The organism is Bacillus sp. JNUCC-22, assembly GCF_018861275.1.
Taxonomy (GTDB): domain Bacteria; phylum Bacillota; class Bacilli; order Bacillales; family Bacillaceae; genus Bacillus; species Bacillus velezensis.
The window spans coordinates 1,559,745-1,576,343 of sequence record NZ_CP076408.1 but is presented as its reverse complement, the minus strand read 5'-3'; the positions used below and the strand labels follow the sequence as shown (position 1 = coordinate 1,576,343).

Below are 16,599 nucleotides of genomic sequence, written 5' to 3'. Positions count from 1 at the left end.
TTTCGCCCTCCAAAAACTAATGTTACATCAGCATGTACGGATTCATATCGATTGAAATCATGACATGCTTTTGCGCAATGTCGCGTTTATAGTGCTCCAGTATCTTTTTCAACTGAATCTGCAACTCGTTTTCCTGTCTGTATTTTATCACGCATTGATAGCGATATCTATCTTTGATCCTGGCGATCGGGGAAGCCGCCGGCCCGAGAATTTTCGTATCAGGCCCGCATCCCGCCCTTAAATAGTTTGTAATCTTTTCTGCGGTGACCGCGGCTTTTGCCGCTTCTTCATGAGAAACGGTCACCAGCGCCACGTAATAATAAGGCGGGTATGACTGGGCCCGTCTGTGCGCCATTTCCTGCTGAAAAAAAGTTTCATAGTCGTGCGTTTTCGTCAGCTGAATGCTGTAATGAGACGGTGTATACGTTTGAATGACCACCGTTCCCGGCTTTTCATGCCGCCCGGCCCGGCCGCTTACCTGCGTCAGCAGCTGGAATGTCTTCTCCGCGGCCCTGAAATCAGGGATGTGAAGCGTCGTATCTGCGCTTAATACTCCCACGAGCGTCACGTTCGGAAAATCAAGCCCTTTTGCGATCATTTGCGTACCGAGCAGGATATCCGCCTTCCCTTCACCGAACGCTGACAACAGTTTTTCATGGGCGCCTTTTCTTGAAGTGGTGTCCACATCCATCCTGATCACGCGCGCCTGAGGCAGCACTTTGGTAAGCTCCTCCTCCACACGCTGCGTTCCCGTGCCGAAAAAGCGGATATGTTCGCTGCCGCATTCCGGGCATGTTCCCGGGACAGGTTCCTCATGGCCGCAGTAATGGCATTTCAGCCTTTGTCCGTAGCGGTGATAAGTCATCGAAATGTCGCAATGCGGACATTGCGGCACATAACCGCAGTCCCGGCACATCACAAACGAGGAATACCCCCGTTTATTCAGAAAAAGGACGGCCTGCTCTTTTTTTGCAAGCTTCTCTTCCAGCTGTTCCATCAGTTCTCTTGAAAACATTGATCTGTTGCCGTTTCTCAGTTCTTCTCTCATATCAACGAGAGAAACGTCAGGCATGAGCTGGCGATTTACGCGATGTTTTAATGGAAGCAGCTCATAAACGCCTTTTTTCGCCCGCGCAAATGACTCCAATGTCGGCGTGGCGCTCCCGAGGACGACCGGACAGCTGTGATGCTCGGCCCGGCGGATGGCTACGTCCTTTGCATGATACCGCGGCATTTCCTCCTGCTTATAGGAAGATTCGTGCTCTTCATCAATAATGATCATGCCGAGATTTTCAAACGGGGCAAAGATGGCCGATCTGGCTCCGACGACAAGCCGGACTTCCTTGCGCTGAATCTTCCGCCATTCATCGTATTTTTCACCTGTGGATAATCCGCTGTGCATGACCGCAACCTGTGAGCCGAAGCGGCCTTTAAAACGGTTGACCATTTGCGGTGTCAACGAGATTTCCGGAACGAGCACGATGGCTTCTTGTCCTTTTGCCAGCACTTTCTCAATGGATTGCAGGTAAATTTCCGTTTTGCCGCTTCCCGTGACGCCATGAAGCAGAAAGACGTGATGGACATGATCGGCTACAGCTTGTTTAATCGGCTCAAAAGCGGCCTGCTGCTCTTCTGTAAGAGAGAGCGGCTCTGTTTTTTTGAACATTCTGTCCTGATAAGGATCGCGGTAAACCTCCTCAAAGCTTTCCGTAAGAAGCCCCTTTTTAAGAAGCGTTTTCAGCGTCGCGGAACTGGAATCGGTCTTTTTGCAAAGTTCGGCCGCGGAAATCTTTGCTCCCCCGCCGATAAAATAAGTAAGCACGGCGAGCTGTTTAGAAGCCTGCTTTGTCAATGAATCTGCGTGCCGGGCGAGTTCTTCTTTGTCCGCCCCCGCTTCGATCATGCGGATCATTTTTTTATTCGTTTTTTGGGCGACTTTATATGTGACATCAATGCTTCCTTTGCGCACGAATTTTTGAAGTGACGAAAGAATGCTTTCATCGGTAGTATCCGAGTACAGAAGACTTTTTTGATTCCTGAAAAGCTGTTTGATGTCCGGTGTCAGCGCTTCTTCGTCAACGACTTTCAGCTCTTTCTCGTACTTCGCCTTCAGTGCGGCGGGCAGCATTGCCTGAAGCGCCGTGATTTTAAACGACAGCGTTTTGTCAGAAAGCCATGAAGACAGCTGCATCAGTTCCTCAGTCAGAACGGGCGTCAAATCAAGAAGCTTCTCGACTTCCTTCATTGAGCCGCCGTTTAATTCAGACGAATCTTTCAAACCGGTCACAAATCCTTGAAGCTTGCGCGGGCCAAACGGGACAATCACCCGCATGCCGACTTCGATCATCCCTTTTAAATGATCGGGAATTTTGTAATCAAAGGGTCTGTCAATGTTTTTGGAGCTGACATCGACAATGACTTCTGCTACATTCATACGGGTTTTCGGTCCTCGGCTTTCAAAGCGGTCATTTCCTTCAGCATTTCAAAGGAAACGTCAAGTTTAGACATAAGCGCAAGCTCCCGTTTTCTTCCGTCCCGGAAATAGAAGGTGACGACATTCGTATCCGTGCCAAATCCGGCCCCTTCTGCTTTCACATCATTCGCAACGATCATATCAAGGTTTTTCTGTTCGAGTTTTCTGCGCGCATAGCGTTCGACGTCTTGCGTTTCAGCCGCAAATCCGACCAGCAGCTGGTGTGTTTTCCGTTCGCCGAGTTCTTTCAGTATGTCTGCCGTACGGTTGAATTCGATCACGAGCGAACCGTCTTTCTTCTTCATTTTGTGATCAGAAACAGCCGCCGGCGTAAAATCGGCCACGGCCGCCGTCTTAATCACCATGTCGCATGAATCAAACACAGAAAGCACGGCTTCTCTCATATCAGCTGCCGATTGCACAGGAAGAAACTGATACAGCCCGACTGGCGGCTCTATTGACACCGGGCCTGAAATCAGCGTCACCCGCGCCCCGAGACGGACGGCGGCTTCAGCAGCGGCATAGCCCATTTTGCCGGTGGATTTATTTGTGAAGAAGCGGACAGGGTCCACGGCTTCGCGCGTCGGACCGGCCGTAATGACCATATGTTTTCCTTTCAGCGGCGCATCGTCTTCAGGCTCCTTAAAATGCTCTCTGACACGCTCAACAATAAGCTCCGGCTCCTCCAGCCTTCCTTTGCCGACATATCCGCATGCCAAATAGCCTTCACTCGGCTCGATAAAGCGGACCCCGTCCTGATAAAGCACAGAGATGTTCCGTTTCACCGCCGGATGATCATACATATGGACATTCATCGCAGGCGCCACCCAGACCGGGGCCTCAGCCGCCAGCACCGTCGTTGTAAGCATATCGTCAGCAATTCCGTTGGCAAGCTTGCCGATGATATTTGCCGTAGCGGGCGCGACAATAATTAAATCCGCCCAGTCAGCGGCATCAATATGAGAAATCACCTTCGGATTTTGTTCATTAAATGTATCTGTATATACTTCATTCCGGCTCAGCGCCTGAAATGTCAGCGGAGAAACAAACTCACGCGCGGACTCAGTCATAATCACTTTGACGTTTGCGCCGGCCTGAACCAGCTTGCTCGTGAGTGCGGAAGCTTTATAAACGGCAATTCCTCCGCTTACGCATAGCAAAATGTTTCGGTTTTTCATGAAGTCTTCTCCCCTTTATGAAAGCATTGGACAAATCCCAAACGGAAAAAAATAACAACCTATGTAGAGATAGGTTGCTACGTGTGCTTGTTATTCGCTGTCTTCTCTTTCAAACGAAAGCAGGCCCGCGTCAATTTCTTCTAAAGCTTTGCCTACATATTTGTGAGAAATGGTATGTTCAATCTGCTGGTCTTTTTTGATCTGCATTTCACGCGCGCGTCTTGCAGACACGGTCACCAGCGTATATTTAGAATCTAATTTATTCATTAAAGAGTCAATTGACGGATCTAACATAAGTTATTCTACCTCCAGCATTTTCTTATATCTCGGAGCGACGCGTTCACGTTTTAAGTGCTCGGCGAGAACGATTGCGTTAATCTTATCACAAGCCGTTTGGATATCGTCGTTTTCAACGACATAATCATACGCGTCCATCATTTCGATTTCAGCTTTTGCGGCATTCATTCTGTTTTCGATTAAATCGTCGGTTTCAGTCCCTCTTGTCACGATTCTGTTTTTCAGCTCAGAAAGACTCGGCGGCGCTAAGAAGATAAACAGGCCTTCCGGAAATGCATTCCGCACTTGGAGCGCGCCCTGCACTTCAATCTCTAAGAAGACGTCTTTTCCTTCTTGAAGCGTCTGTTCGACATAATCAACGGGCGTCCCGTAATAGTTGCCGACATATTCTGCCCACTCAAGCAGTTTGTTGTTTTCAATCATGCGTTCGAATTCATCTCTAGATTTAAAGAAATAATCGACGCCATCGACCTCGCCCTCTCTCGGGTTTCTCGTCGTGACTGAAATTGAGTATTCAAATTTCGTGTCCTGTTGTGAAAATATTGCTTGCCGAACCGTTCCTTTTCCAACTCCGGAGGGACCTGAGAGAACGATTAATAACCCTCTTTCTTTCATGCGGCAATTACCCCTGCCCTTCATCCATAATTTCTTCTTTCACAGAAAGTCTGTGTGCAACTGTCTCAGGCTGGACGGCAGATAAGATAATGTGATCACTATCCATGACGACAACTGCACGGGTTCTTCGTCCGTATGTAGCGTCTATTAGCATTCCGCGGTCTCTTGCATCCTGGATCATTCGCTTTATTGGCGCAGACTCCGGGCTGACAATCGAAATCATCCGATTGGCGGAGATGATATTGCCAAATCCGATATTAATCAGTTTAATCGTCATCTTCTACGTTCCCCCTGTAAAATAGACGTCTCTAGTGTAACCTGAAGAGGCCGTCTGTAAACAATACGCACAGTCGCTATTCTATATTTTGCACTTGTTCCTTCAATTTTTCAATAGAACTTTTCATTTCAACGACAAGCTTTGTGATTTGATGATCATTGGCTTTTGAGCCGATCGTGTTCGCTTCTCGGTTAAGCTCCTGAACAAGGAAATCAAGTTTGCGGCCGACTGCCCCGCCTTCTTTTAATATATCACGGAATTGAACAAAATGGCTCTTCAATCTGGTAATTTCTTCCGTTATATCAGAACGATCGGCGAAAATGGCGCATTCCGTGATCAGCCTGCTTTCGTCGAGCGCATCCTCCGTCCATTCCTTCATTCGGGCGTAAAGACGCTCGCGGTATTGAATAACAACGGCCGAAGCGCGCTCTTTCACCTGTTCGGACAGCGTCTCAAGCCGCTCAATGTGCAGAAAGCAGTCTTCCGCCAAAAGCCGTCCTTCTTTTTCCCTCATGTCACAAAGTTCCTTTACAGCCAGCTCAGCGGCTTCCCTGATGACTTCTTCAAGCTTGTCATCACGCATCTGTTCTTCGTGTATCTGCGCAATATGTTCAAATTTAAAGAACTCCATTGCATCGGGTTCTGCGGCCAGGCTGTAGCGCTCTTTCATGACGCGTGCGGCGCTCACATATTCATCAAGGAGCTCCCAATCGATGTTCAGGCTTCTTTTTATGAGCGCGTCACTGTTTACAGTGAGAAACAGCTCTACTCTTCCGCGCTGTATATGCTGCAATATCGTTTGTTTCAGCTTATCCTCTACATATAGCAAAGGCCGTGGCAGGCGGGCGTTCACTTCTTTGAACCGATAATTGACGGATTTCAATTCAACGGTTGCCGAGAGATCGCCTTTTGTGCTGCTTGCGCTGCCGAAGCCTGTCATACTCCGTATCATATGAAACACCCAATTCTTTCCCGTTATCAAAATAAAAGGGCAATAGACATGCTATTACCCCTAAGATTATATCATATGGAATTATTTTTTTCTTGTCAAAAGTGAACCCGCCAGCAAAAAAGTAGGTATGCCCGACATACCGATAATCAGCATCCAATCGCCCGGCGTAATCGGCACTGTTTTGAAAATCGGCTGCAGCGGCGGATAATAGATGACGATGACCATCAGGAAGATAGAAGAAATGATGGCCCCGAGCAGATAGATATTTTCAAACGGATTCCGGGAGAAAACAGACGTTTCGCTCCGGCAGTCAAACACGTGTATAAGCTGAGCCAGGACAAGAGTCGCGAATGCAACAGTCTGTGCGTAGGGCAGATTTTCAGGATTGCGGTGATAGACGATGATAAACGCTAAAATGGTTGCAGCTCCGATTAAAAACCCTCTTGATACGACTTTCCAGCCCAGTTTTCTCGCAAACACTCCTTCTTTCGGATGCCGCGGCTTCCGCCTCATCAGGTCTCCTTCCGGCTGATCCATACCGAGGGCCATCGCCGGCAGCCCGTCAGTGACTAAGTTCACCCACAGTATCTGAATTGGAACGAGCGGCAGCGGCAGAGCGAGAAGCATCGCAAACAGCATCACTAAAATTTCACCGACGTTGGAGGCGAGCAAATAACGGACGAATTTTCTTATATTTTCATAGATATTCCGTCCCTCTTTTATGGCTGATTTAATCGTAGCAAAGTTATCATCTACCAGAATGAGAGAAGAGGCTTCCTTTGCCACATCCGTTCCCGTCACGCCCATGGCAACGCCGATATCTGCCTGCTTTATGGCCGGCGCGTCATTAACCCCGTCTCCCGTCATGGCGACGACGTGTCCGTTTTTCTGGAACGCTTTGACAATTTTCAATTTATGTTCAGGCGACACGCGTGCGAAGACGTAGACATTATCGACCGTTTCGATAAGTTCTTTCTCCGTAAGCTCATTCAGCGTCTTGCCGTCCATCACACGCCCCTTTTTCGGAAGAAGACGCAAATCTTTTGCAATGGCCTTTGCCGTTTCGACGTGATCCCCTGTGATCATAACCGTTTTAATGCCGGCTTCACGGCATTCTTTAATCGCCTGTCTGACCTCCGGACGGGGCGGATCAATCATGCCTGACAAGCCGAGTATCGTCAGATTTTTTTCCGCCTGCTCCATTGTCGGCTTTTCTCCGGGCTTAAGCGGTTTATAAGCAATCGCGATCGTACGCAAAGCTTGCGACGCCAGCTCTTTCAGAACCGCTTCCGTTTCTGCTTTCTTTTCTCCTGAAAATGGCGCGCTTCTTGCGCCGTACATCAAATGTGACGAGCGGTCAATCAGCACATCGGGCGCTCCTTTAGTGATGACGAACTGCTTTTTTTCCTGATCCTCTACAATGACGGTCATCATTTTGCGGACGGAGTCAAACGGAAACTCGGCAACCACGCGGTAGTGCCCGCTGAGCCAATCGTTTGAATAGCCGCCCTTTCTTGCAGCCGTCAGCAGCGCTCCTTCTGTCGGATCGCCGTCGAGTACATAATGGCCGTCTTTCAGTGCGATTTCGGAGGTGTTGCACAACGCGCCGAAAACCAGCATCTGTTCAAGAATCTTCTCATCTTTCGGCTTGATTTCCCGCTCATCTCGGGTGAAAACGCCCTCCGGCTCATAGCCGATGCCTGACACTTTAAATGTTTTTCCCCCTGACCACATATGGGTGACGGTCATTTTGTTTTGTGTCAGCGTGCCGGTTTTATCAGAACAAATGACAGAGGCGCAGCCCAATGTTTCAACCGCCGGGAGCTTTCTGACAATTGATTTTTGTTTGATCATGCGCTGGACGCCGATTGATAATGCCACCGTAACAATGGCGGGAAGCCCTTCCGGAATCGCGGCGACGGCCAATGACACCCCGGCCAAAAACATGCTGTAAAGCTCATGTCCCTGTAAGACGCCGACTGCAACGACCAATACCGTTAAAAGGAGCGCGACGATAATTAAAATTTTGCCGAGCTCTTCAAGTCTTCGCTGCAGCGGTGTTGAAAGGCTGCCGGCGGATTCCAGCATATCGGCGATTTTCCCCATTGCCGTATTCATTCCTGTACCGACGACGACGCCGACACCGCTGCCGCGCGTTACGATCGTACCCATAAACGCCATATTGCTGATGTCGCCTAACGAAACATCCGGCTTTCTCAGTTTATCAGCTTGTTTAACCACCGGAATTGATTCCCCGGTCAGCGCCGATTCCTCAATTTCAAGGCTTTTCGCTTCAACGATCCGCACATCCGCGCCAATCCGGTCGCCGCTTGAAAATTTCATGATATCGCCGGGAACGAGCTCCTTGGACTGAATTTTCTTCCAGCTCCCGTCCCGCAACGCTGACACATACGGCGTTGACAGCTCTTTTAATGCATGTAAAGACTTTTCCGCCCGCCGCTCTTGAAAAAAACCGAGAACCCCATTGACAAATACAATCGCCATAATCGCTACGGCATCTACATATTCGCCTAAAAACCCGGATATTAAGGTTGCCGCCAGCAGCACGAGCACCATAAAATCTTTAAATTGGGCGAAAAACACGGCGATCGCCGGTGTCCTCTTGCCCTCCTGAAGCTCGTTCGGTCCGTGCTTTTCAAGGCGTTTTTTCACCTCTTTTTCGGTCAACCCCTGTTTAATGGACGTATTTGTTGCTTTCAGCAAATCGGTTTGTCCCATTTCATGAAACTTCATTCTTCTCGTCCACTCCCCTGCCTCGCTTTAGAGATGTCACTCTGTAAACAAGCTTATTCTGACTCGTCCCTTTTCATGCTATAATTATCGAATGCAGGAAGAAGGAAAGGGTGTTTTATATGTCTTTTGATGGCATGTTTACATACGGAATGATACATGAATTAAACAGCCGGATCGCCGGAGGACGGATTACGAGAGTCCATCAGCCTTTTAAGCACGATGTGATATTCCATATCCGCGCTAACGGAAAAAACCATAAATTATTATTATCGGCGCATCCGAGCTATTCACGGGTGCACATGACAAACCAGGCCTATGAAAATCCGAGCGAGCCGCCGATGTTTTGTATGCTGCTCAGAAAGCATATCGAAGGCGGATTTATTGAGAAAATAGAACAGGCCGGATTAGACCGGATTATGATATTCCGCATAAAAAGCAGAAATGAAATCGGCGACGAAACCGTCAGAACGCTGTATGTTGAAATTATGGGGCGGCACAGCAATATTATTCTGACTGACGGAGAAGGAGCCATCATCGACGGGCTGAAACATTTATCTCCGTCGATGAACAGCTACCGGACCGTTCTGCCGGGATATGATTACAAGCTTCCTCCCGCTCAGGAAAAAATTTCGCTGCTTGCCGCGGATGAAGAGGACGTTTTGCGTTATCTCAGTTTTCAGGAAGGACGGCTTGACCAGCAGATCGTCAGACACTTCTCCGGTGTTTCTCCGCTGTTTGCAAAAGAAGCCGTGCACAGAGCGGGCCTCGCTAACAAAATAACGCTGCCGAAGACGCTGATTGAAATGTTCCATGCCGTGAAAGATTGCAGGTTTACACCGAACATTACGACAGCCGGCGGAAAGGAATACTTTTATCTCCTGTCTCTCACACATGTAAACGGAGAAGAGCGCACCTTTCACTCACTGAGTGAGCTGTTGGACCGGTTTTATTTCGGCAAGGCGGAACGCGACCGCGTCAAACAGCAGGCTCAGGATCTCGAGCGGTTTGTCGCAAACGAACGGAAAAAGAACGCCAATAAGATAAAAAAGCTGGAAAAGACGCTCGACTACTCAGAGAATGCGAAGGAATTCCAGCTATACGGCGAACTGCTGACGGCAAATTTGTACATGCTGAAAAAAGGTGACAAAGAAGCGGAAGTCATCAATTATTATGATGAAGAAAGTAAGACATTGACCATCCCTTTAAATCCGAACAAAACACCGTCAGAAAACGCGCAGATGTATTTTACTAAGTATCAAAAGGCGAAGAATTCCGTCGAGGTGGTAAAAGAACAGATCCGTCTGGCCGAGGAGGAAATCGCTTATTTCGATCAGCTGATCCAGCAGCTCTCCTCCGCCTCCACAAAGGATATTCACGAAATAAGGGAGGAGCTTGTGGAAGGCAAATATCTGCGACCGAAACAGCAGCGAGGACAGAAAAAACAGAAGCAGCACGTTCCTGTTTTGGAGCAATATGAATCTTCACGGGGATTGACGATTCTTGTCGGCAAAAACAATAAACAAAATGAGTACTTAACGACAAAAGCTGCCGCAAGGGATGATTTATGGTTCCACACGAAAGACATTCCCGGTTCCCACGTTGTGATTAAAAGCAGCGATCCGGATGAACAATCCATACTGGAGGCGGCTGCGATCGCCGCTTATTTTTCCAAGGCGAAAGATTCCGGCTCCGTTCCCGTTGATTATACAAAAATCAGACACGTGAAAAAGCCAAACGGCGCAAAGCCCGGATTTGTCACCTATGACAGCCAGCATACCGTATTTGTCACACCTGATGCCGACCTTGTCATACGGCTGAAAAAATAAACGCACCTCCAAGCTGAAACCCGCACTCAGCTTGGAGGTGTTTTTTATTACGTATAAACGGAGACGACACTCTCCCAGCCGTCAGAACCGATCTTTACAATATCTGATCAGTTTCCCGTCATGTCTGCCTGATCCGCCGGGGCCGTCTCTGATTAAAACGGTCACACCTGATTTGGCGGCGGATACTGTCACCTTCCCTCGTCAAACCTGAACACATCCGGCCCAGTTAATATAATCATGCCGGGTCTCTGACCTTTCCTTTGTATGCGGGCGGAATCCAGGCGGCATTGGGATCAGATAGATATTCCGCATCACTTCGCAATCCTGACCGCTTGTCGGCATATACCGTTCAAACTGCCCGCTTTCGTTTTGAATTGTTCACATTCGGGGACTGTGAGGACATTATAAAAAACACCCTGCCTGATGACAGACAAGGTGTTTTTTATGGTCTTCTTCTTTTCTCAAATAATCGATCCACTTCTTCAGCCAAATCAGCAGTAATGAGAGGCTCTAAGTCCTCAGCCAGTCTTTTCGTATGTGCCGGGCTTGCGCCGCTTGTTGATACGGATACTTGAATGCGCCCTTTGCGGATGATCTTCGGCATATACACGCTGCCCTGTTCAGCATCGCTTACACAATTGACCAGCTGCGTTTCAGAAGCGCTCGCGGCTATCTCCTGATTCACGCTGCGGTCATTTGTCGCGGCAATGATGAAAAAAGCGGGCGCGAGATCCTTCATTTCAATTTTACGGGAAACCCAGCGGATGCGCCCTTCATCCGCCAGCTGTTTAATTTCAGGCAGGGCATCGGGACTGATTACAGTAATATCCGCGTCTTCCGGAAGCACCGTTTTGAGCCTTCTTAAGGCAACATTACCTCCGCCCGCGATGATAATTCTTTTTCCGCTTAAATTAATGTGCAGAGGCAGCATACTGTCCCCCCTTAAAATCAAACTGACCGCCGGGGTTTCGAACAGCTTCTGACACACGGTTCAAAAACGCCTGCTTAATATGCGGGTGAAAACCTAAGTATGAAGCGAGATGAACATTTTGATTGACCGTTTGAAGCTTTTGAACTTCCCGTTCAATCTCAGTCATTAAAAGCCCGGTAAACAGAAGATATGGAACGATAAAAACGGGTGCTCCGTCATCCTCTTCAAGGCCGGCAAACACTTCTTTATAGTGCGGATCACATGCTGTTAAAAAACAAGGGATGACTTCTTTAACAGGTGTAATCGCCTCAAGTTTTCCGGCAATCTCACTGACTGCGTTCTTAACTGCCGGATCTGTGCTTCCTCTTCCGATCAGCACCACTTTCGCCTGCTCAATGGGCACTCCGGTATCTTCAATGCGATGATGCACCGCTTTTACGACTTCATCGTCCACTCCGATCGGAACACCATATGTCACTTTTATATCGGGATGCAGGGCCGCCGCACGGGCGATTTCAGCCGGAATGTCATGTTTTGCGTGGGCAGCGGTCAACAGCAGCAAAGGCACGGCCGCAATATGAGTGGCGCCTTGTCTGACACATGCTTCAAATCCCGCTTCAATAGACGGTTCCTGCAGTTCTAAAAAACAAATTTCCTGAATGGGAGCGTCAGCGTGCGGCATGCACCCTTTTAAAAACGCCGCCGACTCTGTCTGCGCTTTTTTCAGCCTGCTTCCGTGCCCGATGTATAAAATCGCCTGCTTCATTTACAACGCCTCGCTCAAATCCAGATTTTTCTGATCAGATGCATACCAGTCCAGTTTGCAGTGATAATTGACGACATCACCGATAACAATTAAGCTCGGGTTTTTGATTTCTTCTTTTATCACTGTGTCTGAAAGCGTGCCGACGGTGCAGACGACTGTTTTTTGCCTGTCCGTCGTTCCCCAATGAATAAAGGCTGCCGGGGTGCCGGCGTCTCTGCCGTTTTCCAGCAGCATTCTTTCAATCTGCCGGATATTTTTAATTCCCATATAAATCACCAGCGTATCAATGCCCGTCGCCAGCGCTTTCCATTTTTCTTCAAAGTCGTCTTCTTGTTTATAATGCCCCGTAACGAATGCGACATTGGAGCTCGCCTCTCTGTGCGTCACCGGAATGCCGGCATAAGCAGCAGCCGCGATTCCTGATGTAATGCCGGGAACGATCTCAAACGGAATGGCGTTTTGTGCGAGAGCCTCCGCTTCTTCGCCTCCGCGACCGAAAACAAACGGGTCGCCCCCCTTGAGCCTTACAACGGTTTTCCCCTTTTTCGCATACTTCACAAGAAAACGGTTGATCGTATCCTGTTTCATAATGTGAAAATCCGGGAGCTTGCCGCAGTAAATCAGATCCGCTTCTTCTCCGGCGTACTGTAAAATCTCTTTGTTTACCAATCTGTCATATAATATAACGTCCGCTTTCTGTATGGCTTTCATTGCCTTCACCGTTAATAAGTCCGGATCTCCCGGACCGGCTCCAACGATAAATACTTTCCCCATAGCATGTCTCCCCGATCCGTTTTGAAATCTTCCCAGAACAGCCGCGAGGCCGCACTTCAGCTATTTTACCATATCCCGCCATTGCGGGGGATATCCGGCTGATTGCGCGGCCTTTTTGGACCTATTATGCTAAGCTGTTTTTCACAAAGTCAACCAGTCTTCCCGTGCATTCTTCGCGTTCAAATTTGCCTGAATCAAGTACGAGCTCAGGCGCTTTCGGCTCTTCATACGGTGAGTCGATCCCCGTAAAGAACGGAATTTCACCATTTCTTGCTTTTTTATATAAACCTTTCGGATCGCGCTTTTCACATATATCGAGGTCGCATTTCACATAGATTTCATTAAATTCGCCCTCCGCCACAAGCTCTCTCACCTGATCTCTGTCCTCACGGAACGGAGAAATAAAAGCCGTGATGACGATGGTTCCCTGCTGAACGAAAAGCTTCGCCACTTCCCCGATGCGGCGTATATTTTCCTTGCGGTCATCATCGGAAAAACCTAAGTCCTTGTTTAAGCCGTGGCGGATGTTATCACCATCAAGCACGATGACTTGATAGCCTTGTTCAAACAGCTCGCGCGCTGCGGCGTTTGCAATCGTGGATTTTCCTGAACCGCTTAAGCCCGTCAGCCAGAGGATAGAGCTTTTATGCTTGTTTTTCTGCTGGTATTCTTCTTTCGTTATTGAGGCTTCATGCCACACGATATCACGATTTGTCACTCTATTTTCCTCCTTAAGAAACGCCTGCTTCTTCTTTCGTTTTCAGCCCTTTAATCAACACCTCGACAACTTCAGGACGGCTGAATTCCGCCGGCGGCATGACGCCGCTTCGCAGCATTTCTCTGACCTTTGTTCCTGACAGAATGACGTGGTCTTCTCTGTCATGCGGGCATGTTTTGGCCGTTCCCATGTTGCCGCATTTCCGGCAGAAGAAGCTGTGCTCGAATTTCATCGGTGTAATCCCGAGTTCATCCGCTGTAAATTGATCAAACAGCTCTTGGGCTTCATATGTGCCGTAGTAATCACCGACGCCGGCATGATCGCGGCCGACGATAAAATGCGTGCAGCCGTAGTTTTTGCGGACAAGCGCGTGGAAAATGGCTTCTCTCGGCCCCGCATACCGCATAGCCGCCAAAAATACGCCGAGGAACACGCGGTCTTTCGGATAATAATGATCGAGCAGCACCTGGTAGCTTTCCATTCTGACATCCGCCGGAATGTCATCTGATTTTGTTTCACCGACGAGCGGGTTCAAAAACAGGCCGTCAACCGTCTCAAGCGCAGTTTTTTGGATATATTCGTGGGCGCGGTGGACCGGATTTCTCGTTTGGAAACCGACAATGGTTTTCCAGCCCTTTTCTTCGAAGCTTCGTCTTGTATCGGCAGGTTCAAATGTAAACTCGGGAAACTGCTTTGACGCTTTTTTAACTAATGTGATCGGCCCGCCGACATACGTATCGCCGCGTGAAAATAATTTTTTCACGCCCGGATGCGCGGCATCATCGGTTTTATATACGTGAACGGCTTCTTTTTGTTTATCCGGCGTATAAATATCTTCGATGTCGACTACGCCGTATGTTTCTCCGCCGTAAGTCAGTTTCACCGTGTCGCCGACGGCAAGCTCAGCCGCTTTTTCTGAATCGACCGGAAGCGTGATCGGCAGGGACCAGACAACCCCGGATGCCAGACGCATATTTTCAACGACTGACACGTAATCTTTTTCTGTGAAAAATCCTTCAATCGGGCTGTACCCCCCGATCCCGATCAGCTCTAAATCAGCGAACGAAATCAAATCAAGCTCAATTTCTTTTTGGACGGATGTAAGATCATACTGCTCATTTACCCGATTAATTAATGTTCCTCCGTGCGGTGCTAAACTCATAATACATGATTCCTCCCAGTTAACAGATAAATAAACTCAGATTAATAGTTAAATGCCTCCGCCTTGTTCATGGACAGAGCGTTTCTCTTTTCGGATGGCTTTCATCAGACTGGCGGCTCCGCCAGCTGCCAAAAGCACGCTGGCCATCATAAAGATGGAATAGTAATCTCCTTTTAACAGCAGGGAGACAAGCAAATACGAAATCGACAGTGACAAAAACGGTGAAACGACCCATACTTTGAGCATCGTTTTCACGACTTCTTTATGAAAAACGTTCGGCCCGTTTTTGGCCATTCCGATACCGATAATTGATGATGATGTGACTTGCGCCAATGGGACCGGCAGACCGAAGACGGAACTGATAATGACAAGCCCCGCGCCGGTTCCTGAAAGCAGTATGCCTTCTCCGGCTGAAAATCTCGTAATCTTTTTCCCGTTGGTTTCAAGCACTTTGCGTCCTAAAAGCAGAGCGCCGAGAGCGACAAAGATGCCTCCGTACAGCGTTCCTTTGGACACGCTGAGCACGCCCGCAGCAACCAAAGGGCCCACCGCATTTGCGACATTGTTCATTCCGGCTGAAAAAGCTTCCCAAAACCCCGCAATCAGCAGCACAATCCCTAAAATCTTCTGTTTCCGATTCGAAATGACTCGAATATTCAGAGAACTGAATACCTTCGAGACGAGAAACGTGAAACAGAACGCGACGAACGGTACGAGCACCCAAAAACTCACGATGACTAAAAGATGCTGTAAAAACAATACTTTGTACGCGACGCCGACACCGACAATCGCCCCGACAGTGACCTCACTCGTCGACAGCGGAATGCCGAGCACATTCGCCGTGAATAACGATAGCGCCGCCGATCCGATAATAATGCAGACAATGGTGAGCGTAATGGTTTGTTCGGGAATGATTCCGCCGCTGATCGTCTTAACGACTTCACCGCCGCCGATAACCGCCCCTGACAGGACTCCGACCGCGCAGATGATCAGCGCATACGTTTTCTTTTTAACTGCGCCGGACCCGTAAGCGACTCCCATTGAAGCCGCGGCTCCGCTGGCTCCGATATTCATGGCAAAAAACAGGCAGAATAAAATAGCGGCTAATTCCATCGTGCAGCTCCTTTATTCATGCAGTCCGCATTCTGTTTTCGCCATGCCGTTCCATCTGCCGCTCCGCAAATCTTCCGCGGTAAACGCAGGTGAAGTGCACGGTTCACAGCCGATGCTCGGATACCCCTGATCGTGGAGGATATTGTAATCCAGCTCATGCTTGGAAGTATATCTCCAGATGTCTTTCCATGTCCAATGGATCAGCGGGCATACTTTAATCGATTGAAACTTGTCGTCTTTATTCAGGAAATTCGTGTTCGCCCGGCTCGGCCCTTGATCCCGGCGAAGACCGGACAGCCATGCCGGATGCCCCGCGAGCGCTTCTCTTAACGGCAGAATTTTTCTGATGTAGCAGCACTGGTTCGGTTCTCTTTCCCACAGTTTATCTCCGTGAGCCTCGGCCTGTTCCTCAAGAGTAAGGCTTGGTTTTTTCAAGATAATGTTCAGCCCCGGATAACGTTCTTTCACTTTTTCGATCGTTTCATATGTTTCTTTAAAGTGAAGACCCGTATCGAGAAACACGATTTCCGCGTCTTTCTTTACTTTAGAAATTAAATCGATCAGGACGATGCCTTCAATCCCGAAGCTGCACGCGTAAACAAGCTGGTCTCCGTAGTGGCCGTATGCCCATTTTAAAACGGACAGCGCGCCTTTATAGGAATCGTCTTCCGGAAATGTAATCGCCGGCTCTTCCCATGTGTCATACGTTAGCATTTTTCCTTTCCTCCTCCCGGAGACAATCAAACAGCTGTTGTTTTCTGCC

The 16,599-nt window shown here is 48.7% G+C and carries 15 protein-coding genes; 1 reads left to right on the top strand and 14 read right to left on the bottom strand.

Annotation, left to right across the window (positions count from 1 at the left end; all coding sequences use genetic code 11):
* Positions 1 to 22: 22 nt before the first annotated feature.
* The 7 genes from priA to JNUCC22_RS07905 all read right to left on the bottom strand — a co-directional run bounded on the left by priA (position 23) and on the right by JNUCC22_RS07905 (position 8,546).
* Positions 23 to 2,434, bottom strand: coding sequence for a primosomal protein N' (priA, locus tag JNUCC22_RS07935; protein WP_216062253.1), 2,412 nt, complete (start codon positions 2,432 to 2,434; stop codon positions 23 to 25).
* Positions 2,431 to 3,651, bottom strand: coding sequence for a bifunctional phosphopantothenoylcysteine decarboxylase/phosphopantothenate--cysteine ligase CoaBC (gene coaBC, locus JNUCC22_RS07930; RefSeq protein WP_150941205.1), 1,221 nt, complete (start codon positions 3,649 to 3,651; stop codon positions 2,431 to 2,433). Before coaBC ends, priA begins: the two co-directional genes overlap by 4 nt.
* Positions 3,652 to 3,741: 90 nt before the next feature.
* Positions 3,742 to 3,945 carry a DNA-directed RNA polymerase subunit omega gene (gene rpoZ / locus JNUCC22_RS07925; RefSeq protein WP_003154346.1) on the bottom strand — a complete coding sequence of 68 codons (204 nt, stop codon included), beginning with the start codon at positions 3,943 to 3,945 and terminating at the stop codon, positions 3,742 to 3,744.
* A 3-nt stretch (positions 3,946 to 3,948) separates the two neighbouring features.
* Positions 3,949 to 4,563 (bottom strand): guanylate kinase, encoded by a 615-nt coding sequence (gene gmk / locus JNUCC22_RS07920; protein ID WP_003154347.1) that lies wholly within the window; start codon positions 4,561 to 4,563, stop codon positions 3,949 to 3,951.
* Between the two features lie 7 nt (positions 4,564 to 4,570).
* Positions 4,571 to 4,840, bottom strand: coding sequence for an extracellular matrix/biofilm regulator RemA (gene remA / locus JNUCC22_RS07915; RefSeq protein ID WP_003154355.1), 270 nt, complete (start codon positions 4,838 to 4,840; stop codon positions 4,571 to 4,573).
* 76 nt (positions 4,841 to 4,916) lie between these two features.
* Positions 4,917 to 5,792 carry a YicC/YloC family endoribonuclease gene (locus JNUCC22_RS07910; RefSeq protein WP_007409745.1) on the bottom strand — a complete coding sequence of 292 codons (876 nt, stop codon included), beginning with the start codon at positions 5,790 to 5,792 and terminating at the stop codon, positions 4,917 to 4,919.
* Positions 5,793 to 5,873: 81 nt separating this feature from the next.
* Complete coding sequence (locus JNUCC22_RS07905; RefSeq protein WP_216062252.1) at positions 5,874 to 8,546, bottom strand: calcium-translocating P-type ATPase, SERCA-type; 2,673 nt, start codon at positions 8,544 to 8,546, stop codon at positions 5,874 to 5,876.
* A 119-nt stretch (positions 8,547 to 8,665) separates the two neighbouring features.
* Between JNUCC22_RS07905 and JNUCC22_RS07900 the strand changes: the two genes are divergently transcribed.
* Positions 8,666 to 10,372 carry an Rqc2 family fibronectin-binding protein gene (locus tag JNUCC22_RS07900; RefSeq protein WP_216062251.1) on the top strand — a complete coding sequence of 569 codons (1,707 nt, stop codon included), beginning with the start codon at positions 8,666 to 8,668 and terminating at the stop codon, positions 10,370 to 10,372.
* Positions 10,373 to 10,814: 442 nt separating this feature from the next.
* Here the strand turns inward: JNUCC22_RS07900 and JNUCC22_RS07895 are convergent, their stop codons facing one another.
* From JNUCC22_RS07895 to JNUCC22_RS07865, 7 genes are all read right to left on the bottom strand, one after another.
* On the bottom strand, positions 10,815 to 11,303 hold the full coding sequence (locus JNUCC22_RS07895; RefSeq protein ID WP_106080020.1) for a precorrin-2 dehydrogenase/sirohydrochlorin ferrochelatase family protein: 489 nt from the start codon (positions 11,301 to 11,303) through the stop codon (positions 10,815 to 10,817).
* Positions 11,284 to 12,069: a sirohydrochlorin chelatase gene (locus tag JNUCC22_RS07890; protein WP_007409741.1), complete on the bottom strand. Its 786-nt coding sequence runs from the start codon at positions 12,067 to 12,069 to the stop codon at positions 11,284 to 11,286. Before JNUCC22_RS07890 ends, JNUCC22_RS07895 begins: the two co-directional genes overlap by 20 nt.
* Positions 12,070 to 12,843, bottom strand: coding sequence for a uroporphyrinogen-III C-methyltransferase (gene cobA, locus JNUCC22_RS07885; protein ID WP_216062250.1), 774 nt, complete (start codon positions 12,841 to 12,843; stop codon positions 12,070 to 12,072).
* A 124-nt stretch (positions 12,844 to 12,967) separates the two neighbouring features.
* Entirely contained in the window at positions 12,968 to 13,561 is a 594-nt protein-coding gene (gene cysC, locus JNUCC22_RS07880) for an adenylyl-sulfate kinase (protein WP_003154363.1), read from the bottom strand.
* Positions 13,562 to 13,574: 13 nt separating this feature from the next.
* Entirely contained in the window at positions 13,575 to 14,723 is a 1,149-nt protein-coding gene (gene sat / locus JNUCC22_RS07875) for a sulfate adenylyltransferase (RefSeq protein WP_039063057.1), read from the bottom strand.
* Between the two features lie 48 nt (positions 14,724 to 14,771).
* On the bottom strand, positions 14,772 to 15,836 hold the full coding sequence (locus tag JNUCC22_RS07870; RefSeq protein ID WP_007611311.1) for a sulfate permease: 1,065 nt from the start codon (positions 15,834 to 15,836) through the stop codon (positions 14,772 to 14,774).
* 12 nt (positions 15,837 to 15,848) lie between these two features.
* Positions 15,849 to 16,550, bottom strand: coding sequence for a phosphoadenylyl-sulfate reductase (locus JNUCC22_RS07865; RefSeq protein WP_003154369.1), 702 nt, complete (start codon positions 16,548 to 16,550; stop codon positions 15,849 to 15,851).
* Positions 16,551 to 16,599: the final 49 nt, after the last annotated feature.